Here is a 22,851-nt window from a genome sequence, read left to right as displayed (position 1 = left end):
GGCGGATACGGCTCCGCGGGCGCCGGCGGGAGCGGCCTCGGCGTCCGCCGGCGCGGGGAACGCCGACCGGCCGGAGGCGGCGGCGCCCGCGAGCACGACGGCCCGCTCGGAGCGCAGTGCCGTCGGGATCGCGCGGGCGGACCAGCCGGGAGGGCGCCGTCCGGGGCCGAGGAAGAGCCGCCCAGGGCCCGGAGCGCGCCGGGCGGATCAGCGGGGCGGGCCGGCACCCTCCTTGAGCAGCACCTCGACCAGGCCCCGCACCGAGATGAGGAAGATCCGCTCCGGATCGGCCGGCCGGGCCAGCGCGCGGGCGAGCGCCGGGTCGCGGGCGAGCGCCGGGTCGCGGGGGGCCGCGGCCGGGTCCCAGAGCTCGCTCTCGGCGGGGGACTGGACGGGGGAGCGTTCGCGGTTGCGCTCGACCAGCAGGAAGCCGACGACCTGGAACTGGATCACGCGCACGGCGTCAGCCGCCCGGGCGCCGCGCAGTCCGGCCGCGTGCACCTCGTGGACGAGGGCCTGCTGGGCGGGCAGGAACATCCGCTCGGTGAGGCCGCGTTCGTGGACCATCGCGATCAGGTGCGGCCGCGCGCGCAGTTCACGGCGCAGGATCCGGGCCACGGACAGGATGCGGGCGGCGGGAGTGCGGCCGGCCGGCCGGATCGAGCCCATCTCCTCGACCGTCCGCTCCACGAGGGCGTCCAGCAGGGACTCGCGGTTGCCGACGTGCCAGTAGATGGAGGTGACCGCGGTGCCCAGTTCGGCGGCGAGCTTGCGCATGGTGAGGGCGGCGGGGCCGTGCCGCCTGACCAGCAGTGCGGCGGCGTCCAGCACCTCCGGGCGGGTCAGCGTGCTTCTGGCCATGTCCGGCAGCCAATCTGTCGATGCGTCAGTTCTGCTGCGTGCAGGGGTATTTACCCTTCATCGGCAGCGGTGTAACTGTGTTACAGAACCGACCGAAGGATGGTGCGAGGCATGGCACGCATACGGTACGGAGCGCGGACCGAGGCCGAGATCGCGGCGGCGCGCGAGAAGAGTTCCCAGCTCCCCGACATCTGGTCCACCGGCGTGGTGGCCGTCTGGGAGAGCGATCCGGACGTGGTGGCGGCGGTCCTGCCCCCGCCGCTCAAGCCCGCCGAGCGGCCCCTGGTGCGGGCCGGCATCAGCCGGGTGGACCTGCCCGGCTATCCGCTGGGGGCCGGCTCCGTGGCCGTCGCCGCCCGGCACGGCGGAGTCGAGGGCTGGTACCCGCTCGTCATGCCCATGACCCACGAGCGCGCCCTGATCGGCGGACGCGAGGTCTTCGGCGAACCGAAGAAGCTGGGCGAGGTGGCCGTGGAGCGCGACGGCCTCGTCGTACGGGCCGTACTGGCCCGGCACGGGATTGCCTTCGTGGAGGTCCGCGGGGCGGTGGACCGCGCGCTGCCGGTGCCCGAGCCGACGCGGAAGACGGACTTCTACTTCAAGTTCCTCCCTGCGGTGGACGGTGCGGGCTTCGACGCGGACCCGGTCCTGGTCCACTGCACCCGGAACGAGAAGATCCGCAAGCTGGAGCACATCACCGGTGACGTGGTCCTGCGGGAGTCGATGTACGACCCGGTCGCCGACCTCCCCGTCCGCCGGATCGTGGAGATCACCATCGGCGAGAAGACCACGGACCAGAAGGGCCGGGTCGCCGAGCGGGTCAGCGCGCAGGCGCTGCTCCCGTACATCCACCAGCGGTACGACGACCCCATGCAGATCCTCGACGGTCCTCCGGAAGGCGGTGCCTGATGCGGCTGGAACCGGGACAGGTCGCCGTCGTCACCGGCGCCGCGAGCGGCATCGGCCTCGCGATGGCCCGCCGCTTCGCCGCCGAGGGGCTGAAGGTGGTCCTCGCCGACGTGGAGGAGGGCGCCCTGCGCGCCGCCGCCCGCGAATTCGCCGAGGACGGCGCCGAGGTCCTGGCCGAGGCCGTCGACGTCAGCGACCGCGACTCCGTCGTCTCCCTCGCCGACGCCGCGTACGCGGCCTTCGGAGCCGTGCACGTGCTCTGCAACAACGCGGGCGTCGGCTCCGGAGCCGAGGGCAGGATGTGGGAGCACGAGCCCAACGACTGGAAGTGGGCCTTCTCCGTCAACGTGTGGGGCGTCTTCCACGGCATCCAGGCCTTCGTCCCCCGCATGATCGCGGCCGGGGCCCCCGGACACGTCGTCAACACCTCCTCCGGGGACGGCGGCATCGCCCCGCTGCCCACCGCGTCCGTGTACGCCGTCACCAAGGCGGCCGTGGTCACCATGACGGAGTCGTTGTACGCCCACCTCAGGGCGGAGGGTGCGGACATCGGCGCGTCCGTCCTCTTCCCCGGACCGCACATGCTGCGCACCGGCCTGTGGGAGTCCCACCGCAACCGGCCCGCGCGCTACGCGAAGGAGCGGCCGCGCAAGGCCCCGTACCGCAGCCTCGACCAGTACGAGGCCGCGATGAAGCAGGCCGGGCACGAGGTGCACTTCACGGCCGTGGAGGAGGTCGCCGGGCACGTCGTGGACGGCATCCGCGCCGACCGCTTCTGGATGCTCCCGGCGAGCGAGCACAGCGACCGGCAGATCCGCGCCCGCTCGCGGTCGATGCTCGACCGCGCCAACCCCGCCTACCTGGAAAGCTTCATCCTCGACTGAGGGGCCCGCCGTGCCTGACGAGACGCATGCGCAAGACACCGCCCGCGACGCGGGCCGCGACACGGTCGCCGACACCGACGGTGACAGCAGCCGTGACACCGCCCGCGACCCGTACCTGATCATCTCCTCCGACTGCCACGCGGGCCTGCCCACCGAGCGGTACCGCCCCTACCTCGACTCCCGCTTCCATCGCGACTTCGACGCCTTCCTCGGCCAGCGCGACGCCCGCCGCGCCGAGGCCACCCGCCTCGGCGTGCGCAACGAGGCCTTCGCCGAGAAGTGGTTCCACGACCACGAGGAAGGCCTCAGGGGCGGCTGGGACACCGGACAGCGGCTGAAGGAGCTCGACGGCGACGGAGTGGCCGCCGAAGTCGTCTTCCCCGACGCGGACGCCGTCGACAGCCAGACCGCGGCCCCCTTCGGAGTGGGCCTCGGACTCTCCGGCGACCAGGACCCCGAGCTGGGCATGGCGGGCGCGCAGGCGCACAACCGGTGGCTGGCCGAATTCGTCTCGCAGAACCCGGAGCGCCACTGCGGGGTCGCCCTGCTGCCCATCACGGGCGAGCCGGACACGGTCGTCGCCGAGATCCACCGGGCCAAGGAGTCCGGGCTGGGCGCGCTGATGATCCCGGCCATGTGGGTGGACAAGGCGCCCTACCACGACCGCCGTTACGACCCCGTGTGGGCGGCGGCCGCCGAGGCGCGGATGCCGATCGTCACCCACTCCGGGTCCTCACCGCGCCACGAGTACGGCGACCACCTGGGCATCTTCGTCTCCGAGGTCACCTGGTGGCCCGCCCGGCCGCTGTGGTTCCTGCTCTGGTCGGGCGTCTTCGAGCGGCACCCCGGCCTGAGGTTCGGCGTCGCCGAGTCGGGCTGCTGGTGGCTGCCGAACCAGCTGTGGTTCATGGACCGCCTCTATCTCGGCGCCCACGGCGGCAAGAAGCTCTCGCCGTTCGAGGAGCTGAAGCGCCCGCCGAGCGAGTACCTGGACCGGCAGGTGTTCGTCTGCGCGACGAACACCAAGCGCAGGGAGCTGGCCCAGCGCTACGAGATCGGCGTGGACAACATCCTGTGGGGCTCGGACTTCCCGCATCCCGAGGGGACCTGGCCGAACACCCGGTCCTGGCTGAGGAACACCTTCCACGACATCCCGGTCGCCGAGACCCGGCGGATGCTGGGCCTGGCCGCGGCGGAGGTCTTCGGCTTCGACACGGACCGGCTCGCCCCGACCGCCCGCCGGATCGGCCCCACCCCGGCCGCATTGGGCCAGAGCGCCGACCAGGCGGCGGTGGAGGCCTCGTGGGCCCGCTCCCGCGAGGTCGGCCGGCACTGGCTGACCGGCCACGACTTCCCGGCCCTGGGGGTCGGCGGATGACCGGCGAGCAGGACCGGTACACGGTGATCTCGGCGGACTGCCACGCGGGCGCCGACCTGCCGGACTACAAGCCGTACCTGGAGAAGCGCCACCACGGGGAGTTCGACGCCTGGGCCGCCTCGTACGTCAATCCGTACGAGGACCTGCTCGCGGACACGGCGGACCGCAACTGGAACTCCCGGCGGCGGCTGTCCGAGCTGGAGGCCGACGGGATCGTGGCGGAGGTCCTCTTCCCGAACACCATCCCGCCGTTCTTCCCGAGCGCCTCCCTGATGGCGCCGGCGCCCTCGGCCGCCGAGTTCGAGCTGCGGTGGGCGGGGCTGCGGGCCCACAACCGGTGGCTGTCCGACTTCTGCGCGGACGCCCCGGGCCGGCGGGCGGGCGTCGCGCAGATCCTGCTCAACGACATCGACGCGGCGGTCGCGGAGGTCCGCCGGACGAAGGAGGCCGGCCTCACCGGGGGAATCCTGCTGCCCGGCGCCCCGCCCGGCAGCGGCGTCCCGGAGCTCTACTCGGCGGTGTACGACCCCCTGTGGGCGGTCTGCGACGAGCTGGACGTCCCCGTCAACCACCACGGGGGCTCGGCGTCCCCGCCGCTGGGCGACGAACCGGCCGCCCGCGCCGTCTTCATGGTGGAGACCACCTGGTTCTCGCACCGGGCGCTGTGGCACCTCGTCTTCGGCGGCGCCTTCCGCCGGCACCCGGGCCTCACCCTGGTTCTGACGGAGCAGGGCTCCGGGTGGATCCCGGGCGTGCTGGACATGCTGGACTACTACCACGGCCGGCTGGTCGCGGCCTCGGCCACGGCCGAGGCCAAGTTCGGGGCGGGCCTCGCCGACTCGATGGGCAAGGGCCCGAGCGAGGTCTGGCGGGACAACTGCTTCGTGGGGGCGAGCTTCATGCGCCCCCACGAGGTCCCGCTGCGCGACCGGATCGGCCTCGACAAGATCATGTGGGGCAGCGACTACCCCCACGACGAGGGCACCACCCCCTACTCCCGCGAAGGCCTGCGCATCGCGTACGCGGGCCTTCCCCGCGAGGAGGTGGCGGCGATGGTCGGCGGCAACGCCGCCCGCGTCTACGGCTTCGACCTCGCCCTCCTGGACGCGGTGGCCGCCCGGCACGGACCCCTGGTCTCGGAGATCGCCCGGCCCCTGACGGAGGTGCCCCCGCAGGCCACCAGCCCGGCCTTCGCCCGCGGGGGTTCGGTCCGCGTGTGGTGACGGGCGACGCCCGCCGGGCGGCCGGTGGCGACTGAGAAGCCACCCCGGCAGTCCGCCGGAGCGGCCCGCGCACCCGGCGCGGGCCGCTCCGGCGGGCGCCCCCGGACCCCCGCGCGAACCGCCGGTAACATCAATGGATACCGATCGGTAACAACCCCTAGCGGCGCCCGCGAGGCCGCCTCTATGGTGCGGTCATGCCGAACCTGCCCGATGTCGTGCTGTGGTCCATACCCGCCTTCGTGCTGCTCACCGTGATCGAGGTGGTGAGCTACCGGCTCCATCCGGACGAGGATGCCGCCGGCTACGACCCCAAGGACGCCGCCACGAGCATCACCATGGGGCTCGGCAGCATCGGGTTCGACCTGCTCTGGAAGATCCCGGTCGTCGCGGTCTTCACCGCGGTCTACGAACTGACCCCGCTGCGCGTGCCGTTCCTGTGGTGGACCGCCCTGCTGATGCTGCTCGCCCAGGACTTCCTGTACTACTGGCAGCACCGCCTCCACCACGTCATCCGCATCCTGTGGGCCTGCCACGTGGTCCACCACAGCAGCAAGCGGTTCAACCTCACCACCGCCCTGCGCCAGCCCTGGACCAGCGCCACCACCTGGTGGTTCTACCTGCCCATGGTGGCCCTCGGCGTGCACCCGGCGGCGATCCCGTTCTGCTACGGACTCAACCTGCTCTACCAGTTCTGGGTGCACACCGAGCGCATCGGGAAGCTGCCGCGGCCCTACGAGTACGTCTTCAACACCCCCTCCCACCACCGCGTCCACCACGCCTCGCAGGGCGGCTACCTTGACCGCAACTACGGCGGCATCCTGATCGTCTGGGACCGGATGTTCGGGTCCTGGGTGGGGGAGACCGACCGGCCCGTCTACGGCCTCACCAAGAACATCGACACCCACAACCCGCTGCGCGTGGCCACCCACGAGTACGCCGCCATCGCCCGGGACGTGCGCGCCGCCGGCAGCTGGAGCGAGCGCGCCGGCCGGGTCTTCCGCGGCCCCGGCTGGCAGCCGGCCCCGACGCCCGCGACGGCAACCGCTCCCGCGACGGCGACCGCTCCCGCGACGGCGGTTGCGACTGCCCCCGCCCCAGCCCCGGAAGCCCCCGCCCCGCAGCCCGTACGGGAGACCACCGCGTGAGCACCGCAGAGTCCCCCGGCCGGCCCGCCCCCTCCTGGGCCGCCGGCGGCGTGCCCGCCGGCCACGCCCGGCTGGGCCGTGCGGCCCTCGCCGGGTTCGCCCTCGCCGCCGCCGGCGACCTCGGCTCCCTCCTCGCCGGCTGGGACCCCGGCCACCTGGTCTTCAAACCGCTGCTCATGCCGCTGCTCGTCGCGTACGCCCTCACCCGGGGCGCGCCCCGCCTGCTGGTCGCGGCCCTGCTGTTCGGGTGGGGCGGGGACCTGGCCCTGCTCTTCGACGCCGAGGCCGCCTTCCTCGTCGGCATGGGCTCCTTCGCCGCCGGGCACGTCTGCTACCTCGTGCTCTTCGCCAAGCGGCCCGCGCACCCGCTGCTCGGCGGTGCGTACGCCCTCGCCCTCCTGGGCACCGTCGGCCTGATGTGGACGGACCTCCCCGCCGACCTGCGCATCCCCGTCGCCGGCTACAGCCTGCTGCTCACCGCCATGGCCCTGCGCTCCAGCGCCCTCGGACGGCGGGCCGGCTTCGGCGGCGCGCTGTTCCTGCTCTCCGACACGCTGATCGCGACCGGGGTCGCCGACTGGCCGCAGCTGCCCCGACCGGACTTCTGGATCATGGCGACCTACCTGGCCGCCCAGTACCTGCTGGCCACGGGCGTACTGGCCGAGCGGCAGGCGTGCGGTAAGGACGTCATACGAGACTGAACCCCTCCAGCCGGCTCAAGGTGCTGATCAAGCCCTGAGCCCGTCCGGACGAAGGGGCCGGGCGGGGACTCCCCGCCCGGCCCCTTCGGTCACCGGGTGACGCCCGAGCCGCGGCCCGGGGTGGTGCCCGCTACTTGACGGCCTTCAGCGCGTCGACCACGCCGTGGCCGTAGTAGCCCGTCTGGCCCCACTTGCTCTCGCAGGTGGTGGCGTCGACGAGGACGCCCGTCGTGTCGTAGACCTGCGCCGGGCAGGCCGTCTTCACGGCCTGGCCCTTGAGCATCGTCTGGAGCTGCGCCGGAGTGGCCCCCGGGTGCGCGCTCTTCAGCAGCGCCGCGACGCCCGCGACGTGCGGGGTCGCCATCGAGGTGCCCTGCTTGTAGCCGTAGCCGCCGCCCAGGACGGTCGACAGCACCCGGCCGTTGGCGTCCGGGGTGGCCGGGACCTGCCACTTGTCGCCGCCGGGGGCCGAGACGTCCGCGACACCCAGGCCGTAGCTGGAGTAGTAGGACTTGAAGCCCTGGTCGCCGGTCGCGGTCACCGTCACCACGCCCGGCAGCTGCGTCGGGACGTCGAGGCAGACCCGCGGGTCGATGGTGCGCGGCACCGGGGTGGTGTCGTTCGGGCTGGTCTCGTCGGTGATCGAGTCGGCCGAGAGGTCGAAGTTCTCGTTGCCGGCCGCGGCGACGTTCAGGACGCCCTTGCGCTCGGCGTACTTGCTGGCCCGGGTGAGGGCCTCCACCAGCGCCTTCTGGTCGTCGTCCGTCTTGCAGTTGAAGTACCAGGGGTCGACGTAGTAGCTGTTGTTGGTCACCTCGATCCCCTTCTCGGCGGCGAACATGAAGCCGCAGACGACCGCCTCGGTGTAGAAGAGGCTGGTGGCCGGCTCGCTCACCTTGATCGCGGCTATCTGCACGCCCGGCGCGACACCGCTGACACCGACGCCGTTGCGCGGGGCCCCGATCGTGCCGGCCACGTGCGTGCCGTGGTCGCTGCCGTCGGCGTACGGGCGCCAGGCACCCTCGGAGGTGTCCGCGACACCGCCCACGCAGTTGGCCGACTGGTCCTTGGAGAAGTTCGCCGCGAGGTCCGGGTGGGTGTCGTCGACGCCCGTGTCGATGACGCCCACCGTGACGTTCCGGCTGCCGTCGTTGATCTTGTGCGCCTGGTCGGCCTTGATCGCCCGCAGGTCCCACTGGTTGGCCTCCAGGGGCTCCTGCCCCGGAGCGGCCTGCGCCGCCGCCTTGGCGGCGTCCGCCGCGCTCAGCTGCTGCGTGGTGCCCTCCTCGGTGGTCTGCACCGTCGTCAGGGGGGCCGTGCGCGTGGCGCCCACCGACACGAAGAGGCTGCGCTGGGCCCGCAGTTGGCGGGCGAACTCCGGGTTCTGGGAATGCGCGACGACCACCCCGATCTGCTCGTGGGAGGTCACCACCGTCCCGCCGGCGCGCTCGATGGCCTTCTTCGCCTGCTTCACCGTGCCGTACGCGGTCAGGTTCGCCACGTACGACATCGTGGGGCCGGAGGTGACGGGCTTCGACGTCGTCGCCGCGGCCTCCGTGCCCAGCGGAGCGGCGGAGGCCGCGACCGTGGGCAGGAAGGCGAGGGAAGCGGTGAGCGCCAGGCCGACCGGAACGGCCAGGCGGCCGTACTTCCGGGCGGAGCGTGACCCCAGATGCGCCATGGGTTCTCCACATCATCCGTGAAAAAGCCGTCCTGACGCGGTTGCGTCGGACGGGTTCATGACACGTGAACCTAGTGCCCCCGTTCCCCACTGCGCCATCAGTTCGAGAAATCAGTCCCTGGAGAAACATCGGGAGTTGAACCGTCCCGCCACGCCGTCCGTGCCGTTGACAAGGGGGATCAGCGTCACCGTCCCCCTCGCACGGAGGTTGTTTTGTCTGTCGCCCCCACCCCGCCCGCGCCGCAAGGAGAGCACCCCGTGACCATCGAAGCAGCAGCAGCGCCGCCGCCGCCCGAAGGCGCGGACCCGCTCCGCGCGGGCCCCACGGCCGAAGAGTTCACGCGCGTCCAGGAGAGCGCCGAGTTCGGAGAACTGCGCCGCTCCTTCCGCTCGTTCGCCTTCCCGCTCACCGTGGCCTTCATCGCCTGGTACCTGCTGTACGTCCTGCTGTGCAGCTACGCGCGCGACTTCATGGGCGCCAAGCTCTTCGGAAACCTCAACGTCGGATTCGCCCTGGGCCTGGCCCAGTTCGCCACGACCTTCCTGATCGCCTGGCTGTACTCGCGGCACGCCGCAGCCAGGCTCGACCCCAAGGCCCTCGCCATCAAGTCCCGTATGGAGGCCGGAGAATGAGCAGCGCAGTGCACCTGACGACGGTCGCCGCCGGGGCCTCCGAGCACCGCCCGCTGATCATCACCCTCTTCGGCCTGTTCGTCGTCGCCACACTGATCATCACGGTGTGGGCCGGGCGCCAGACCAAGAGCGCCGCCGACTTCTACGCGGGCGGACGCCAGTTCACCGGCTTCCAGAACGGCCTCGCCATCTCCGGCGACTACATGTCCGCGGCGTCCTTCCTCGGCATCGCCGGAGCCATCGCCCTGTTCGGCTACGACGGCTTCCTCTACTCCATCGGCTTCCTCGTCGCCTGGCTGGTCGCCCTGCTGCTCGTGGCCGAGCCGCTGCGCAACTCCGGCCGCTACACGATGGGCGACGTCCTCGCGTACCGGATGCGCCAGCGCCCCGTCCGCACCGCGGCCGGCACCTCCACCATCGTGGTCTCGATCTTCTACCTGCTCGCCCAGATGGCCGGCGCGGGCGTGCTCGTCTCCCTGCTCCTGGGCATCACCAGCGACGGCGGCAAGGTGGCCGTGGTCGCCCTGGTCGGCGTCCTGATGATCCTCTACGTGACCATCGGCGGCATGAAGGGCACCACCTGGGTGCAGATGATCAAGGCGGTCCTGCTGATCGCGGGTGCCCTGCTGATCACCTTCCTGGTGCTGCTGGAGTTCGACTTCAACGTCTCCGAGCTGCTGGGCAAGGCCGCGGAGAACAGCGGCCAGGGGGCCCAGTTCCTGGAACCGGGCATGAAGTACGGCAAGGACTCCACCACCAAGCTCGACTTCATCTCGCTCGGGCTCGCCCTGGTCCTCGGCACCGCCGGACTGCCGCACATCCTGATCCGCTTCTACACGGTGCCCACGGCCAAGGCCGCCCGCACGTCCGTGAACTGGGCCATCGGCATCATCGGCGCCTTCTACCTGATGACCATCGCCCTCGGCTTCGGCGCCGCCGCCCTGCTGAACCGGGCCGACATCCTCGCCTCCAACAAGGCCGGCAACACCGCGGCCCCCCTGCTCGCCCAGGAGATCGGCGGCGGCCCGGACTCCACCGGCGGAGCCGTCCTGCTCGCCGTGATCTCCGCGGTCGCCTTCGCCACCATCCTGGCGGTGGTCGCCGGCCTGACCCTGGCCTCCTCCTCGTCCTTCGCGCACGACCTCTATGTGAACGTCATCCGCAAGGGCAAGGCCACCGAGAAGGAGGAGGTGCGCGCCGCCCGCTGGTCCACCGTGGTGATCGGCGCCGTCGCCATCGGCCTGGGCGCCCTCGCCCGCGACCTGAACGTGGCCGGACTCGTCGCGCTCGCCTTCGCGGTCGCCGCCTCCGCCAACCTGCCGACGATCCTCTACAGCCTCTTCTGGAAGCGCTTCACCACCCAGGGCGCGCTGTGGTCCATCTACGGGGGCCTGGTGGCGGCGGTCGGCCTCGTGCTGTTCTCCCCGGTCGTCTCCGGCAAGCCCACCTCGATGTTCAAGGACGCCGACTTCTACTGGTTCCCCCTGGAGAACCCCGGCATCATCTCGATCCCGCTCGGCTTCCTGCTGGGCTGGCTGGGAACCGTCCTGACCAAGGAGAAGGCGGACGCCGCGAAGTTCGCGGAGCTGGAAGTGCGCTCCCTCACCGGAACAGGGGCGCACTGAGATCGTCCGAACACCCAGCGTGGCCGCGTCGTACGTCCCTACGACGCGGCCGCGCCGTCTCTCGTTCGTTCGGGCGCCCCTGTGCGCCACGGGTGTCGCGTAGGCTCGAACACAACGCATGCAGTCCGTCAACGGCTGCGCGAACCCTACTGAACCGGACGGGGGAGGGGGCCCACAGTGCTTCTCGACACCTATGGCCGCGTGGCCACCGATCTGCGCGTCTCGCTCACCGACCGGTGCAACCTGCGCTGCACCTACTGCATGCCCGAGGAGGGCCTGCAGTGGCTCGGCAAGTCCGACCTGCTCAGCGACGACGAGATCGTGCGCCTCGTCCGCATCGCGGTCACCCTGCTCGGCATCACCGAGGTCCGCTTCACCGGCGGCGAGCCGCTGCTCCGGCCCGGCCTGGTCGGGATCGTCGAGCAGTGCGCGGCCCTGGAGCCCCGCCCCAAGATGTCCCTGACGACGAACGGAATCGGCCTCAAGCGCACCGCGCAGGCGCTGAAGGCCGCCGGCCTGGACCGGGTGAACGTCTCCCTGGACACCCTGCGGCCCGAGGTCTTCAAGACCCTCACCCGCCGCGACCGCCACAAGGACGTCATCGACGGCATGGCAGCGGCCCGCGACGCCGGCCTCACCCCCGTCAAGGTCAACGCCGTGCTGATGCCGGGCCTCAACGACGACGAGGCCCCGGACCTGCTGGCCTGGGCCGTGGAGAACGCCTACGAGCTGCGCTTCATCGAGCAGATGCCGCTCGACGCCCAGCACGGCTGGAAGCGCGACGGCATGATCACCGCCGGGGACATCCTGCGGTCCCTGCGCACCCGCTTCACGCTCACCGAGGAAGGCGCCGACGAGCGCGGCTCCGCCCCGGCCGAGCGCTGGGTCGTCGACGGGGGCCCGGCCACCGTCGGAGTCATCGCCTCCGTCACCCGGCCCTTCTGCGGCGCCTGCGACCGCACCCGCCTCACCGCGGACGGCCAGATCCGCACCTGCCTGTTCGCCACCGAGGAGTCCGATCTGCGGGCCGCCCTGCGCTCGGGCGCCGCCGACGAGGAGATCGCCCGGCTGTGGAAGGTGGCGATGTGGGGGAAGAAGGCCGGATCCGGCCTTGACGATCCGGCCTTCCTCCAGCCCGACCGCCCGATGTCGGCGATCGGCGGCTGAGTCCGCCGCGGCCGGTCAGGCCCGGTCCGAGCCCTCCGGCTGCACCCATTCGTCGAGCTTCACGACGTCCTTCAGGAAACCGCGCACCCCCAGGAACCGGGAGAGGTGCTCGCGGTGCTCCTCGCACGCCAGCCACGTCTTGCGCCGCTGCGGCGTGTGCAGTTTCGGGTTGTTCCACGCCAGCACCCATACGGCCGCGTCGCGGCAGGCCTTGGCGGAGCAGGTGGGAGCACCGGCGTCGGGGCCGGAGGGTCCGGAGCCGGGGAAGAGGGGGAAGGTCACGGTCCCACCCTAGAACGGAATGGCGACGCCGGGCAGCCACGGGGGGAGCTGCCCGGCGTCGGTCCGTCGCTCCGACGGGGGATGCGGAGCGCGTAGGCAGTATGTCACGCAGGACCCGGTGCGGTGCACCGGAACTTCATGATTGATCTGAGCTTTTCTTGAGGTTTCCGGCCTCCAGTGCGGGGTGCACAGGGGCCGGAATGAAGTGCGAGGGCAGCGACGGCGTCGACTCGCGCCCCGCGTTGGCGATGACCACGGCGATGTACGGCAGCAGGGCGCCCGCGACCAGCGTCACGATCGCCACAGGACGCTGCACGTTCCACAGGATGACCGTCGCCACGACCGAGAGGGTCCTGATCACCATCGAGATCACGTACCGGCGCTGACGCCCCCGCACGTCCTCGGCGAGCCCCATCCGGGCGCCGGTGATACGGAAGACCTCGGGCCCGTTCCGCTTGTGCCGCTTCGTCCGTTCCATGGTCCACCACCCGATCACCCGCCGGGCGCTCGCGTCCCGGACCCTTCCACGGTACGCCGCCCCTCCCGCCGGAAGGAGAGGGGGTGTCCCCCGGACGGACCGTCCGAAATGCGCGGTACACCCCTCGGGCCGAGACTGGGCGCACGTGCGCACAACGCGCCAGGAGGAGGCTCGGCATGAGTTGGTTGTGGGCGATCATCGTCGGTTTCGTGTTGGGCCTGATTGCCCGGGCCATCCTGCCGGGCAAGCAGCACCAGCCCCTCTGGCTGACCACCATCTTCGGCATCATCGGCGCCGTCCTCGGCAATGCCGTCGCCACGTGGATCGGCGTCAACGAGACCAAGGGCATCGACTGGATCCGGCACCTGCTCCAGCTCGCCGGAGCGGTCGTCATCGTCGGCCTCGGCGACATGATCTACCTGTCGCTGCGGGGCAACAAGCGCCGTACCACCTGACAACAGGGGACCCGGACGGACCCGGTGGCGCCGGGCAGCCGGGTCACGGCGCAGGGGCCGGCCGGACTTCGCGTCCGGGCCGGCCCCTGCGCCGTACTCCCGCCCTGTGTCAGGCGCCCGCGACCTCCACCGCGGCGAGGTTCTTCTTGCCCCGGCGCAGTACCAGCCACCGCCCGTGCAGCAGGTCCTCCGCCGCGGGGACCGCGTCCTCGGCGGTCACCTTGACGTTGTTCACGTAGGCCCCGCCCTCCTTCACGGTCCGCCGGCCGGCCGACTTGCTCGCGACCAGGCCCGTCTCCGCCAGCAGGTCGACGACCTGCCCGAGCTCGGCGACCCGGGCGTGCGGCAGCTCGGAGAGGGCCGCGGTCAGCGTGGCCTCGTCCAGCTCCGCCAGCTCGCCCTGGCCGAAAAGCGCCTTCGACGCGGCGATCACGGCCGCGCACTGGTCGGCGCCGTGCACCAGCGTGGTCAGCTCCTCCGCCAGTGCCCGCTGCGCGGCGCGCGCCTGCGGCCGCTCGGCGGTCTGCGCCTCCAGCGCCTCCAGCTCCTCACGGCTCAGGAAGGACAGGATGCGCATGTACGTCGAGATGTCCCGGTCGTCCACGTTCAGCCAGAACTGGTAGAACGCGTACGGCGTGGTCATCTCCGGGTCCAGCCACACGGCGCCGCTCTCGGACTTGCCGAACTTGGTGCCGTCCGCCTTGACCATCAGCGGGGTGGCCAGGGCGTGCACGTGCGCGCCCGGCTCCAGGCGGTGGATCAGGTCGAGACCGGCCGTCAGGTTGCCCCACTGGTCGGAGCCGCCCTGCTGGAGCACGCAGCCGTAGCGCCGGTACAGCTCCAGGAAGTCCATGCCCTGGAGCAGCTGGTAGCTGAACTCGGTGTAGCTGATGCCCTGGTCGGACTCCAGCCGGCGGGCGACCGAGTCCTTCGCCAGCATCTTGTTGACCCGGAAGTGCTTGCCGATGTCCCGGAGGAACTCGATGGCGGACATGCCCGCCGTCCAGTCCAGGTTGTTGACCATGACCGCGGCGTTCTCGCCCTCGAAGGACAGGAACGGCTCGATCTGGGTGCGCAGCCGGGCCACCCAGTTCGCGATGGTCTCCGGGTCGTTCAGGGTCCGCTCGGCCGTCGGCCGCGGGTCGCCGATCTGCCCGGTGGCCCCGCCGACCAGCGCCAGCGGCCGGTGGCCGGCCTGCTGGAGCCGGCGCACGGTCAGGACCTGGACCAGGTGCCCGACGTGCAGCGAGGCCGCGGTCGGGTCGAAGCCGCAATAGAACGTGACAGGACCGTCCGCGAACGCCTTGCGCAGCGCTTCTTCGTCGGTGGACTGGGCGAAGAGCCCGCGCCACTTCAGTTCGTCGACGATGTCCGTCACGGTCTCTCGACTCCTTCGGATGATGGAATTGCGTCACTCAGTCTAGGTGGGTCAGACGCCCTTGCTGACCGAGCTCATGTTGAAGTCCGGGACGCGCAGGGCGGGCATCGCGGCCCTGGTGAACCAGTCGCCCCACTCGCGCGGCAGGGTCTTCTCGGTCCGCCCCGCCTCCGTGGCCCGCGACAGCAGGTCCACCGGGGACTCGTTGAACCGGAAGTTGTTGACCTCCCCCACGACCTGCCCGTCCTCGACCAGGTACACGCCGTCCCGGGTCAGGCCCGTCAGCAGCAGGGTCGCCGGGTCCACCTCGCGGATGTACCACAGGCAGGTCAGCAGCAGGCCCCTCCCGGTACCCGCCACCATCTCCTCCAGCGACTTGTCCCCGCCCCCGTCCAGGACCAGGTTCCCGAAGGACGGGGCAAGCGGCAGCCCCGTCAGCTCCGCGCTGTGCCGGGTCGTGGTCAGCCGGGCCAGCTCGCCGCCGCGGATCCACTCGGTCGCCGGGACCGGGAGGCCGTTGTCGAACACCGAGGCGTCGTCGCCCGAGCTGTGCGCGATCACGAACGGCGCGGACTCCAGGCCCGGCGCGTGGGGATCGCTGCGCAGGGTCAGCGGCAGCCGGGACAGCCGCTCGCCGACCCGGGTGCCGCCCCCGGGCTTGGAGAAGACCGTCCGGCCCTCCACCGCGTCCCGGGCCGCCGCCGACCACATCTGGTAGATCAGCAGGTCGGCGACGGCCGTCGGCGGCAGCAGCGTCTCGTACCGCCCGGCGGGCAGCTCGACTTTCCGCTCCGCCCAGCCCAGGCGCACGGCCAGGTCCGCGTCCAGCTCGGTCGGGTCCACGTCCTTGAAGTCGCGGGTCGCGCGGCCCGCCCAGGCCGAGCGCTGCCGGTCCGGGGACTTCGCGTTCAGTTCGAGGGTGCCGTTGGGCTGGTCGTGCCGCAGCCGCAGGCCCGTGGAGGTTCCCACGTACGTGGAGACCATCTCGTGGTGGGCGAAGCCGTACAGCTCCCGGCCGCCCGCCTTCGCCCGGGCGAAGGCCTCGCCGAGCGCCGGCGCGAAGTCGGCGAACACCGCGGAGGACGTCTCGGCCGGGCCGTCCGCGAAGTCCGGCGAGGCGGGGGTCCCGGTCACCAGCGGCTGGGCGTCCTCGGCGGGACCGGCGCCGCGCGCGGCCGCCTCGGCGGCCCGTACCAGCGGCTCCAGGTCCGCGGCGGTCACGGCGGAGCGCGAGACGACCCCCGAGGCCGTGCCCTCCCTGCCGTCGACCGTGGCGATGACCGTCAGGGTCCGTCCGCGGGTCACCCCGTTGGTGGTGAGCGCGTTTCCGGCCCAGCGCAGATTGGCGCTGGACTCCTCGTCGGCGATGACGACGCAGCCGTCGGCGGTGGAGAGCTCCAGCGCGCGCTCGACGATCTCGTGGGGCTTCGTTCGGCTCATCGGCCGGCCTCCTGCGTGGTGTTCAGGATGTTCACGTCGCGGAACAGCGCGGACGGGCAGCCGTGCGAGACCGCCGCGACCTGGCCCGGCTGGGCCTTGCCGCAGTTGAAGGCGCCGCCCAGGACGTACGTCTGCGGGCCGCCGACCTTCTCCATCGAGCCCCAGAAGTCGGTGGTCGTCGCCTGGTAGGCGACGTCGCGCAGCTGCCCGGCCAGCCGGCCGTTCTCGATGCGGAAGAAGCGCTGCCCGGTGAACTGGAAGTTGTAGCGCTGCATGTCGATCGACCAGGAGCGGTCGCCGACCACGTAGATCCCGCGCTCGACCCCGCCGATCAGGTCCTGCGTGGACAGCCCGCCCGGGTCCGGCCGGAGCGAGACGTTCGCCATCCGCTGGACGGGCACGTGCCCGGGGGAGTCGGCGTAGGCGCAGCCGTTGGAGCGCCCGAGGCCGGTCAGCTTCGCGATCCGCCGGTCCAGCTGATAGCCGACCAGGGTGCCGTCCTTGACCAGGTCCCAGCTCTGCGCCGCCACGCCCTCGTCGTCGAAGCCGACGGTGGCCAGCCCGTGCTCCGCCGTGCGGTCACCCGTCACGTTCATGATCGACGAACCGTACTTGAGCGTGCCCAGCCGGTCGAAGGTGGCGAAGGAGGTCCCGGCGTACGCCGCCTCGTAGCCCAGGGCCCGGTCGAGCTCGGTGGCGTGGCCGATGGACTCGTGGATGGTGAGCCACAGGTTCGAGGGGTCCACGACGAGGTCGTACGTCCCGGCCTCGACGCTCGGGGCCCGCATCTTCTCGGCGAGCAGGCCCGGGATCTGCTCCAGCTCGGCGTTCCAGTCCCAGCCGGTGCCGGTCAGGTACTCCCAGCCCCGGCCGGCGGGCGGGGCGATGGTGCGCATCGAGTCGAACTCGCCGGTGGCGGCGTTCACGGCGACCGCCGTGAGCTGCGGATGCACGCGCACCCGCTGCTGGGTGGTCGAGGTGCCCGAGGTGTCCGCATAGAACTTGTTCTCGTGGACGGCGAGGAGCGAGGCGTCCACGTGGGCCACCCCGTCGGCCGCCAGCAGCCGGGCGCTCCAGTCGGCGAGCAGCGCCGCCTTCTCCGCGTCGGGCACCGCGAAGGGGTCCACGTCGTAGGCGGAGATCCAGGTCTTCTCGGAGTGCACCGGCTCGTCGGCCAGCTCCACCCGCTCGTCCGAACCGGCCGCCTTGATCACCTGGGCGGAGAGCTTCGCCATGGCCACCGCCTGCGAGGCCACCTTGGCCGCCGCGTCCATGGTGAGGTCCACGCCGGAGGCGAACCCCCAACTGCCCCCGTGCACCACCCGGACCGCGAACCCGAGGTCGGTGGTGTCGGAGCCGCCCGACGGCTTGGCGTCCCGCAGCCGCCAGGAGGCGCTGCGGATCCGCTCCAGCCGGAAGTCGGCATGCTCGGCGCCCAGCGCGCGCGCCCGGGCGAGCGCCGCGTCGGCGAGCGCCCGCAGGGGCAGTGCGGTGAAGGCCGCGTCGATGGAATGGGGCACGGAATTCCTCCCGGGGTCGGGGCCGGTCGTCCCGATCATGTCGCGATCGGGGCTCTCGTGCATACATGTTTCTGTAGGGATTCGACAGAGGGCGCCGCGTGGCCCTGTCGGACCCGATTCTCCGTACGGCGGCCGCGACCTATAGGTTTTTGGTGTTCAGACCGCTAGTGAAAGGGTGATCCGTTGAGCCGCTCGGTTCTCGTCACCGGAGGAAACCGGGGCATCGGCCTCGCCATCGCCCACGCCTTCGCGGAGGCCGGTGACAAGGTCGCGGTCACGTACCGCTCGGGCGAGCCGCCGCAGGAGCTCACCTCGCGGGGCGTCCTGGCGGTCCGCTGCGACATCACCGACTCCGAGCAGGTGGAGCAGGCCTACAAGCAGATCGAGGAGGCGCACGGCGCCGTCGAGGTGCTGGTGGCCAACGCCGGCATCACCAAGGACACGCTGCTGATGCGGATGTCCGAGGAGGACTTCGCCTCGGTCGTCGACACCAACCTCACCGGTACCTTCCGTGTGGTCAAGCGCGCGAACCGTGGCATGCTCCGTGCCAAGAAGGGCCGTGTCGTCCTGATCTCCTCGGTCGTCGGACTGCTGGGTTCGGCGGGGCAGGCCAACTACGCGGCCTCCAAGGCCGCGCTGGTCGGCTTCGCCCGCTCGCTCGCCCGCGAGCTCGGATCGCGCAACATCACCTTCAACGTGGTCGCCCCCGGTTTCGTGGACACCGACATGACGAAGGTGCTCACCGACGAACAGCGCGCGGGCATCGTGGGCCAGGTGCCGCTCGGCCGTTACGCGCAGCCCGAGGAGATCGCGGCAGCCGTGCGCTTCCTGGCGTCCGACGACGCCGCGTACATCACCGGAGCCGTCATTCCCGTTGACGGCGGATTGGGCATGGGTCACTGATCACCATGAGCGGAATTCTCGACGGCAAGCGCATCCTCATCACGGGGGTGCTGATGGAATCCTCCATCGCCTTCCACGCCGCCAAGCTGGCCCAGGAGCAGGGCGCCGAGGTCATCCTCACCGCGTTCCCGCGCCCCACGCTGACGGAGCGCATCGCCAAGAAGCTGCCGAAGCCCGTCAAGGTCATCGAGCTCGACGTCACCAACGACGAGCACCTGGCCCGCCTGGAGGGCCTGGTCCGGGACGAGCTCGGAAGCCTCGACGGCGTCGTCCACTCGATCGGCTTCGCGCCGCAGGACGCCCTCGGCGGCAACTTCCTGAACACCCCGTTCGAGTCGGTCGCGACCGCCATGCACGTCTCGGCGTTCTCGCTGAAGTCGCTGGCCATGGCCTGCAAGCCGCTGTTCCCGGCGGAGGGCGCGGCCATCGTCGGCCTCACCTTCGACGCGCAGTTCGCCTGGCCGCAGTACGACTGGATGGGCCCGGCCAAGGCCGCGCTGGAGGCCACGAGCCGCTACCTCGCCCGCGACCTGGGCAAGGAGAACATCCGCTGCAACCTGGTCTCGGCCGGTCCGATCGGCTCGATGGCCGCGAAGTCCATCCCGGGCTTCTCCGAGCTGGCGGACGTCTGGAACTCCCGCTCGATGCTGGAGTGGGACATGAACGACCCGGAACCCACGGGCAAGGCAATCGTCGCCCTGCTGTCCGACTGGTTCCCGAAGACGACCGGCGAGATCGTCCACGTGGACGGCGGCCTGCACGCGATGGGCGCCTGACGGCTCCCCCTCCGTACGGCGGCGGCCGCACCCCCCTTCCGGGAGGTGCGGCCGCCGCCGTTTTTCACGGGCGGGGCACGGCCCGCGGCCCCGCGCTCGATCGGATGTTCACCGCCGGACGGAGCCCTCCCGAGTCGAAAACCGGGACAAATGCCTGCAAACTGGCCGAGCCGGGATCTTCCCGGCTCCTGCCGGGAGGGGGTACAGGAGTGCGCGCCAGGCCGAACCGAGCGGTATCACTGCTGGTGACCTCCGTGGTCCTGAGCGGATTCCTGTCCTCCGGAGCGGCCGCGCGACCTCTGCACGGCGAGCCCGCGCCCGGCCCCGAGGCCGTGGCCCCCGCCGTCGTGGACCTCGCGGAGGTCCCGGTCGAGCCGCCCGTGCAGCCCTCGCGGACCGCGGGCCGGGAGCTCTTCGGGGCCGACTGCGACATCGGGACCGAGGGCTCGACGGTGACCGCGTACTGCCACAACGGCTACCCGGAGACCGACCTGGTGAGCCTGCACGTGGAATGCGACCGCTGGTGGGACGTGGACGGGGACGGCGCCGCGGTGGCGATCGGCCCGGCCGGCCGGGCCGAGCTGACCGGCCGCTGCTACAAGGAGGTCCGCTCGGCCTGGGTCACGCACCGCCGCCCCCCGCAGAGCCCCCGCCCGGTTCCCTCCGGCAATCGCTAGTGCCGTGAGCCCTTCCGGTCACGGCACTATGCCTCCCGGCGCCCGCCGAGGCAGGCGAACGGATAGCCGGCCGCCTCCGAGGCGGCCGCGTCCCCGTCACCCCGCCGGACCGCTTCGATCAGCCGGGCGTGGTCCAGGTGGGCCGCCGGGTCCAGGACGGACCCCACGTCGCTCCGCAGCCAGTCCGCCACCAGGTCGCCGAGGTCCGCGTACAGCTCGATCAGCACGTCGTTGTGGGAGGCGGTGACCACCGCCATGTGCAGGCTCACGTCCGCCGCCACGAACCGCTCCGCGTCCCCGCTCGCCCAGGCCTCCTCGCGCCGCGCCAGCAGCGCGTCCAGCTGTACGAGGTCCCGCTCGGTCCGCCGCTCCGCCGCGAGCCGGGCCGCCGACGACTCCAGGGTCGAGCGCAGCTCCGCGATGTGCCGCGGCTCGGCACCCGCGAAGCGCCGGTGCATGACCCCGGCCAGCTCGCTCGTGGCGATGACGTAGGTGCCCGAACCCTGGCGGATGTCGAGCAGGCCGTTGTGCGCCAGCGCCCGTACGGCCTCGCGGACGGTGTTGCGGGCGACCCCGAGCAGCTCCACGAGTTCCGGTTCCGTGGGAATGCGGGAACCCACCGGCCACTCGCCGGAGGTGATCTGGTTGCGCAACTGTGCGATCACCTGGTCGGACAGCGCGGAGCGCCGGGGGGAGGAGAGCGGCATGGGTTCCTCTCGAGAGCAGCGTGCGACTGGACAACCAATCATCCCATGATTCTATGATGGTTCAATGTCCGACGAAGAAATCCAGACCCTGAACCGCCCGCCGGTCGCGCACGTCCGCGCCGACCGGTCCGCCCCCGCCCCCGCCCACGTCGCCCCCACGTGGCTCGGTCCGGTGCTCGTCGTCGGAATCGTGCTGGCCGCCCTCAACCTGCGACCCGCCATCACCAGCCTCGGCGCCCTCTTCGAGGAGGCCCGCACGGGACTCGGGATGAGCGGCGCCGTCGCCGGACTGATCACCTCCGTACCCGCCCTCTGCTTCGCCGTGGTCGGCGTCACCGCCCCGCGGCTCTCCCGACGCTTCGGGCCGGCCGCCGTCGTCTGCGCCGGCATGGCCGCCGTCGCCGCGGGCCTGCTGGTCCGCCCCTTCGCGACCGGCGCCGCCGGCTTCCTCGCGGCCAGCGCCCTGTCACTGGCCGGCATAGCCCTGACCAACGTGCTGCTCCCGGTGATCGTCAAGCGCTACTTCCCCGGCCGCGTCGGCACCATGACCGGCCTGTACTCCATGGCCCTGGCGGCCGGCACCTCCCTCGCCGCGGCCGCGACCGTCCCGTTGACGGGGGCCCTCGGCGGCAGCTGGCGTACCGGCCTGCTGGTCTGGGCCGCCCTCGCCGTGGTCGCGGTACTGCCGTGGCTGCCCGTCGCCCGCGCCTCCCGGCGCGCCGACCGGGCCGCCGCCGCCGCCCGGCTCGGCGCCGGCGTCGGCGCCGCGGTCGCGGCCGACGCGGGACCCCGGGTCGCCCGCAGCCGTACCGCCTGGGCCCTGGCCTGCTACTTCGGCCTACAGGCCACCGGCGCCTACGTCACCATGGGCTGGCTCCCGCAGATCTTCCGCGACGCCGGGGTCTCCGCCTCCACCGCCGGCGTGCTCCTCGCCGTCACCATGGTCATGGGCGTCCCGCTGGCCTTCGTCATCCCCGGCCTGGCCGGCCGGATGAGGAACCAGGGCCCGATCGCCGCCACCCTCGGCCTCTTCGGCCTCGCCGGATACCTCGGCCTCTACCTCGCCCCGGCCGCCGGCGCCTGGGCCTGGGCGCTCCTGCTCGGCGTCTCCAACTGCGCCTTTCCGCTCGTCATCACCATGATCGGACTGCGCGCCAAGTCCCCCGCCGGGGTCGTCCGGCTCTCCGCCTTCGCCCAGAGCACCGGCTACCTGATCTCCATCCCCGGGCCGCTGCTCATCGGCACCCTCTACCAGCACAGCGGCGGCTGGGACCTCCCGCTCGCCCTGATGGCCGGACTCCTCGTCCCGCAGATGGCCCTCGGCGTCCTGGCCGGCCGGGACCGCACGATCGAGGACGAATGCGGGCATGCGAGACTGACCGGCATGTCGCCCGTACTCGAACCGAACCCCCAGAACGGCCGGAAGAAGCTCGGCCTGATCTTCGGCGCCATGATCGCCGTGACCGTGATCATCGCCGTCATCGCGACGATCGCCTCCCCCTGACCGCAACGGCCGGGGGAGGTGGGGATAACCCCACCACCCCCTAGGGGGCCAGGCTCAGGGGGAAGTGGGGTGCGCCCCGGATGGGAGCAGCGCCTTCGGGTCCTTAGATTCGAAGACAGCGAGCCCGTCCCGACCGCACACCCACGGAGGCGGCCATGTCGGCCCCCACGCACACCCGGTCCCTCCCGCACCTCCCTACCCTCCCGTCCGGCCGGCCCCTCCCGTCCGGTCCCCGCGCCGCCGCGGCCGTCGCCGGCCGTGTCCGCAGCGGCGCGGGCCGTGTCCACCGCGGCGTCGGGCGCGTCCGTAGCGGTGCCGACGCCCGCCTGCACTGGTGGGCCCTGGCCCTGCCCGCACTCGCCTTCGGCCTCCTGCTGCTGCTCGCCGGCTCCGGCGAGGCGCGGGCCGCCACCGCGGACGGCGACGGCCCCGCACTGGTCCAGGTCGCGGGGAAGCTCCTGCGCGCCGTGGGCTGACCCCGCGCGCCCACGTGCGCCGACACGCGCCCCGCACCGGCCGACGAG

General features: G+C 72.1%; 23 protein-coding genes. 15 read left to right on the top strand and 8 right to left on the bottom strand.

Going from position 1 to position 22,851, the window contains the following annotated elements:
* Positions 1–207: 207 nt before the first annotated feature.
* The gene (locus tag ACFWU6_RS27310; protein ID WP_383811258.1) at positions 208–861 is read right to left on the bottom strand and encodes a TetR/AcrR family transcriptional regulator; all 654 of its coding nucleotides are present in this window, start codon (positions 859–861) and stop codon (positions 208–210) included.
* A 111-nt stretch (positions 862–972) separates the two neighbouring features.
* On the opposite strand from ACFWU6_RS27310, the gene ACFWU6_RS27305 reads away from it, so the two are divergent.
* The 6 genes from ACFWU6_RS27305 to ACFWU6_RS27280 all read left to right on the top strand — a co-directional run bounded on the left by ACFWU6_RS27305 (position 973) and on the right by ACFWU6_RS27280 (position 7,101).
* Entirely contained in the window at positions 973–1,770 is a 798-nt protein-coding gene (locus ACFWU6_RS27305; RefSeq protein ID WP_383811255.1) for an acetoacetate decarboxylase family protein, read from the top strand.
* Positions 1,770–2,654: an SDR family NAD(P)-dependent oxidoreductase gene (locus ACFWU6_RS27300; protein ID WP_383983568.1), complete on the top strand. Its 885-nt coding sequence runs from the start codon at positions 1,770–1,772 to the stop codon at positions 2,652–2,654. The genes ACFWU6_RS27305 and ACFWU6_RS27300 overlap by 1 nt, the downstream gene beginning before the upstream one ends.
* A gap of 115 nt (positions 2,655–2,769) precedes the next feature.
* Positions 2,770–4,032: an amidohydrolase family protein gene (locus tag ACFWU6_RS27295; protein WP_383811305.1), complete on the top strand. Its 1,263-nt coding sequence runs from the start codon at positions 2,770–2,772 to the stop codon at positions 4,030–4,032.
* Complete coding sequence (locus ACFWU6_RS27290) at positions 4,029–5,255, top strand: amidohydrolase family protein (protein WP_383811249.1); 1,227 nt, start codon at positions 4,029–4,031, stop codon at positions 5,253–5,255. Before ACFWU6_RS27295 ends, ACFWU6_RS27290 begins: the two co-directional genes overlap by 4 nt.
* Before the next feature lie 194 nt (positions 5,256–5,449).
* Positions 5,450–6,400 (top strand): sterol desaturase family protein, encoded by a 951-nt coding sequence (locus ACFWU6_RS27285; RefSeq protein ID WP_383983566.1) that lies wholly within the window; start codon positions 5,450–5,452, stop codon positions 6,398–6,400.
* Positions 6,401–6,450: 50 nt separating this feature from the next.
* Complete coding sequence (locus tag ACFWU6_RS27280) at positions 6,451–7,101, top strand: lysoplasmalogenase (protein WP_383812985.1); 651 nt, start codon at positions 6,451–6,453, stop codon at positions 7,099–7,101.
* A gap of 130 nt (positions 7,102–7,231) precedes the next feature.
* Here ACFWU6_RS27280 and ACFWU6_RS27275 read toward each other — a convergent pair whose 3' ends face one another.
* Positions 7,232–8,782 (bottom strand): S8 family serine peptidase, encoded by a 1,551-nt coding sequence (locus ACFWU6_RS27275; protein WP_383983564.1) that lies wholly within the window; start codon positions 8,780–8,782, stop codon positions 7,232–7,234.
* Between the two features lie 258 nt (positions 8,783–9,040).
* Here ACFWU6_RS27275 and ACFWU6_RS27270 point away from each other — a divergent pair, with 258 nt between their 5' ends.
* The 3 genes from ACFWU6_RS27270 (at position 9,041) to moaA (ending at position 12,207) form a co-directional block, all read left to right on the top strand.
* Positions 9,041–9,415 carry a DUF485 domain-containing protein gene (locus tag ACFWU6_RS27270; RefSeq protein ID WP_383812975.1) on the top strand — a complete coding sequence of 125 codons (375 nt, stop codon included), beginning with the start codon at positions 9,041–9,043 and terminating at the stop codon, positions 9,413–9,415.
* Entirely contained in the window at positions 9,412–11,040 is a 1,629-nt protein-coding gene (locus tag ACFWU6_RS27265) for a cation acetate symporter (RefSeq protein ID WP_383983562.1), read from the top strand. Before ACFWU6_RS27270 ends, ACFWU6_RS27265 begins: the two co-directional genes overlap by 4 nt.
* Before the next feature lie 177 nt (positions 11,041–11,217).
* Entirely contained in the window at positions 11,218–12,207 is a 990-nt protein-coding gene (gene moaA, locus ACFWU6_RS27260) for a GTP 3',8-cyclase MoaA (RefSeq protein WP_383983560.1), read from the top strand.
* 15 nt (positions 12,208–12,222) lie between these two features.
* Here moaA and ACFWU6_RS27255 read toward each other — a convergent pair whose 3' ends face one another.
* Together ACFWU6_RS27255 and ACFWU6_RS27250 are read right to left on the bottom strand one after the other, a co-directional pair.
* Positions 12,223–12,489, bottom strand: a complete 267-nt coding sequence (locus ACFWU6_RS27255; RefSeq protein WP_383983558.1) for a hypothetical protein — start codon at positions 12,487–12,489, stop codon at positions 12,223–12,225.
* A 136-nt stretch (positions 12,490–12,625) separates the two neighbouring features.
* The gene (locus ACFWU6_RS27250) at positions 12,626–12,967 is read right to left on the bottom strand and encodes a DUF3099 domain-containing protein (protein WP_383812982.1); all 342 of its coding nucleotides are present in this window, start codon (positions 12,965–12,967) and stop codon (positions 12,626–12,628) included.
* A gap of 176 nt (positions 12,968–13,143) precedes the next feature.
* On the opposite strand from ACFWU6_RS27250, the gene ACFWU6_RS27245 reads away from it, so the two are divergent.
* The gene (locus ACFWU6_RS27245) at positions 13,144–13,422 is read left to right on the top strand and encodes a GlsB/YeaQ/YmgE family stress response membrane protein (RefSeq protein WP_383812983.1); all 279 of its coding nucleotides are present in this window, start codon (positions 13,144–13,146) and stop codon (positions 13,420–13,422) included.
* A 109-nt stretch (positions 13,423–13,531) separates the two neighbouring features.
* Here ACFWU6_RS27245 and tyrS read toward each other — a convergent pair whose 3' ends face one another.
* Genes tyrS through ACFWU6_RS27230 form a run of 3 tightly spaced genes read right to left on the bottom strand, consistent with a single transcriptional unit; the run spans position 13,532 to position 17,799 of the window.
* On the bottom strand, positions 13,532–14,800 hold the full coding sequence (tyrS, locus tag ACFWU6_RS27240) for a tyrosine--tRNA ligase (RefSeq protein WP_383983556.1): 1,269 nt from the start codon (positions 14,798–14,800) through the stop codon (positions 13,532–13,534).
* 51 nt (positions 14,801–14,851) lie between these two features.
* Entirely contained in the window at positions 14,852–16,240 is a 1,389-nt protein-coding gene (locus ACFWU6_RS27235; protein WP_383983554.1) for a metallopeptidase TldD-related protein, read from the bottom strand.
* On the bottom strand, positions 16,237–17,799 hold the full coding sequence (locus ACFWU6_RS27230; RefSeq protein ID WP_383983570.1) for a TldD/PmbA family protein: 1,563 nt from the start codon (positions 17,797–17,799) through the stop codon (positions 16,237–16,239). The genes ACFWU6_RS27235 and ACFWU6_RS27230 overlap by 4 nt, the downstream gene beginning before the upstream one ends.
* 144 nt (positions 17,800–17,943) lie before the next feature.
* Between ACFWU6_RS27230 and fabG the strand changes: the two genes are divergently transcribed.
* The 3 genes from fabG (at position 17,944) to ACFWU6_RS27215 (ending at position 20,116) form a co-directional block, all read left to right on the top strand.
* A complete protein-coding gene (fabG, locus tag ACFWU6_RS27225) occupies positions 17,944–18,663 on the top strand; it encodes a 3-oxoacyl-[acyl-carrier-protein] reductase (protein ID WP_383813112.1) in 720 nt (239 codons plus the stop codon).
* A 5-nt stretch (positions 18,664–18,668) separates the two neighbouring features.
* Entirely contained in the window at positions 18,669–19,439 is a 771-nt protein-coding gene (gene fabI / locus ACFWU6_RS27220) for an enoyl-ACP reductase FabI (protein WP_383983552.1), read from the top strand.
* Between the two features lie 245 nt (positions 19,440–19,684).
* Positions 19,685–20,116 (top strand): hypothetical protein, encoded by a 432-nt coding sequence (locus tag ACFWU6_RS27215; RefSeq protein ID WP_383983550.1) that lies wholly within the window; start codon positions 19,685–19,687, stop codon positions 20,114–20,116.
* Between the two features lie 26 nt (positions 20,117–20,142).
* Here the strand turns inward: ACFWU6_RS27215 and ACFWU6_RS27210 are convergent, their stop codons facing one another.
* Positions 20,143–20,823, bottom strand: coding sequence for a FadR/GntR family transcriptional regulator (locus tag ACFWU6_RS27210; RefSeq protein ID WP_383813270.1), 681 nt, complete (start codon positions 20,821–20,823; stop codon positions 20,143–20,145).
* Between the two features lie 64 nt (positions 20,824–20,887).
* Here ACFWU6_RS27210 and ACFWU6_RS27205 point away from each other — a divergent pair, with 64 nt between their 5' ends.
* A complete protein-coding gene (locus ACFWU6_RS27205) occupies positions 20,888–22,327 on the top strand; it encodes a CynX/NimT family MFS transporter (protein ID WP_383983548.1) in 1,440 nt (479 codons plus the stop codon).
* Between the two features lie 155 nt (positions 22,328–22,482).
* Positions 22,483–22,803, top strand: coding sequence for a hypothetical protein (locus ACFWU6_RS27200; RefSeq protein WP_383983546.1), 321 nt, complete (start codon positions 22,483–22,485; stop codon positions 22,801–22,803).
* The last annotated feature ends 48 nt before the right edge of the window (positions 22,804–22,851 follow it).

The organism is Streptomyces sp. NPDC058674 (assembly GCF_042716505.1).
GTDB lineage: Bacteria > Actinomycetota > Actinomycetes > Streptomycetales > Streptomycetaceae > Streptomyces.
This window is presented reverse-complemented; position numbering and strand designations above follow the sequence as displayed.

Excerpts from the sequence above, each read along its gene's own strand:
- ACFWU6_RS27230 (WP_383983570.1), bottom strand. The coding sequence starts at position 17,799 with ATGATCGGGACGACCGGCCCCGACCCCGGGAGGAATTCCGTGCCCCAT.
- ACFWU6_RS27275 (WP_383983564.1), bottom strand. The coding sequence starts at position 8,782 with ATGGCGCATCTGGGGTCACGCTCCGCCCGGAAGTACGGCCGCCTGGCC.
- ACFWU6_RS27250 (WP_383812982.1), bottom strand. The coding sequence starts at position 12,967 with ATGGAACGGACGAAGCGGCACAAGCGGAACGGGCCCGAGGTCTTCCGT.
- ACFWU6_RS27245 (WP_383812983.1), top strand. The coding sequence starts at position 13,144 with ATGAGTTGGTTGTGGGCGATCATCGTCGGTTTCGTGTTGGGCCTGATT.
- ACFWU6_RS27210 (WP_383813270.1), bottom strand. The coding sequence starts at position 20,823 with ATGCCGCTCTCCTCCCCCCGGCGCTCCGCGCTGTCCGACCAGGTGATC.
- ACFWU6_RS27235 (WP_383983554.1), bottom strand. The coding sequence starts at position 16,240 with ATGAGCCGAACGAAGCCCCACGAGATCGTCGAGCGCGCGCTGGAGCTC.
- ACFWU6_RS27265 (WP_383983562.1), top strand. The coding sequence starts at position 9,412 with ATGAGCAGCGCAGTGCACCTGACGACGGTCGCCGCCGGGGCCTCCGAG.
- ACFWU6_RS27300 (WP_383983568.1), top strand. The coding sequence starts at position 1,770 with ATGCGGCTGGAACCGGGACAGGTCGCCGTCGTCACCGGCGCCGCGAGC.
- fabI (WP_383983552.1), top strand. The coding sequence starts at position 18,669 with ATGAGCGGAATTCTCGACGGCAAGCGCATCCTCATCACGGGGGTGCTG.
- ACFWU6_RS27285 (WP_383983566.1), top strand. The coding sequence starts at position 5,450 with ATGCCGAACCTGCCCGATGTCGTGCTGTGGTCCATACCCGCCTTCGTG.
- ACFWU6_RS27305 (WP_383811255.1), top strand. The coding sequence starts at position 973 with ATGGCACGCATACGGTACGGAGCGCGGACCGAGGCCGAGATCGCGGCG.
- ACFWU6_RS27200 (WP_383983546.1), top strand. The coding sequence starts at position 22,483 with ATGTCGGCCCCCACGCACACCCGGTCCCTCCCGCACCTCCCTACCCTC.
- ACFWU6_RS27205 (WP_383983548.1), top strand. The coding sequence starts at position 20,888 with ATGTCCGACGAAGAAATCCAGACCCTGAACCGCCCGCCGGTCGCGCAC.
- ACFWU6_RS27290 (WP_383811249.1), top strand. The coding sequence starts at position 4,029 with ATGACCGGCGAGCAGGACCGGTACACGGTGATCTCGGCGGACTGCCAC.
- ACFWU6_RS27310 (WP_383811258.1), bottom strand. The coding sequence starts at position 861 with ATGGCCAGAAGCACGCTGACCCGCCCGGAGGTGCTGGACGCCGCCGCA.